The sequence below is a fragment of the Pseudomonas baetica genome, assembly GCF_019733355.1.
In the GTDB taxonomy this organism is placed as follows: Bacteria; Pseudomonadota; Gammaproteobacteria; order Pseudomonadales; family Pseudomonadaceae; genus Aquipseudomonas; species Aquipseudomonas baetica_A.
In genome coordinates this window covers 1-883 of the sequence record NZ_JAIHLQ010000123.1, presented here as the reverse complement: position 1 = coordinate 883, position 883 = coordinate 1, and the positions used below count along the sequence as shown (strand labels likewise).

Sequence of the window (883 nt, the reverse complement as noted above, 5' to 3'; positions counted from 1 at the left end):
GGCTCTGTTGCAAACTCTGACACGGTTTCCAAGATTGGGCTCATGTACTGTCAAGGTCAGTTGCGATGAACGATTTCAAAGGACGGCATTTTACCGGCGAGGTCATCCTATGGGCGGTGCGCTGGTATTGTCGATACGGCATCAGCTACCGTGATCTCGAGGAAATGCTGTCCGAGCGTGGGATCGATGTCGATCATACGACGATCTATCGCTGGGTGCAGCGCTACGCGCCGGAGATGGAGAAGCGTCTCCGCTGGTTCTGGCGGCGCGGCTTTGATCCGAGCTGGCGTCTGGATGAGACCTACGTAAAGGTGCGGGGCAAATGGACCTACCTGTACCGGGCGGTCGACAAACGGGGCGACACGATTGATTTCTATCTGTCATCGACACGCAGCGCCAAAGCGGCGAAGCGCTTTCTGGGCAAAGCTCTTCGTGGCCTGAAGGACTGGGAAAAGCCGGCCAAACTCAATACCGACAAGGCACCCAGCTACGGCGCAGCAATCGCTGAGCTGAAACGCGAAGGCAAACTGGCGGCGGAAACCGAGCACCGGCAGGTGAAATATCTGAACAACGTGCTCGAGGCCGACCACGGCAAGCTGAAGATGCTGATCAAGCCGGTACGTGGCTTCAAGTCGATGCCAACGGCCTACGCCACGATCAAGGGCTTCGAGGTCATGCGCGCCCTACGCAAAGGACAGGCCCAGGCATGGTGCCTGCAGCCAGGTATCATGGGGGAGGTGCGCCTGGTTGAAAGAGCATTCGGAATTGGACCCTCGGCCCTGACCGAAACCATGATTATGCTCAATAAGCATTTCGCCAATGCTGCCTAATCCCCCAACTGGGTGACGCCGCGCGGCCGTGCCCCATGTTTGCAACAGAGCCC

1 protein-coding gene is annotated in these 883 nt (G+C 58.1%); it reads left to right on the top strand.

Annotation, left to right across the window (positions count from 1 at the left end):
• The first annotated feature begins 65 nt into the window (after positions 1 to 65).
• Positions 66 to 830 (top strand): IS6 family transposase, encoded by a 765-nt coding sequence (locus K5E40_RS34335; protein WP_006949122.1) that lies wholly within the window; start codon positions 66 to 68, stop codon positions 828 to 830.
• Positions 831 to 883: the final 53 nt, after the last annotated feature.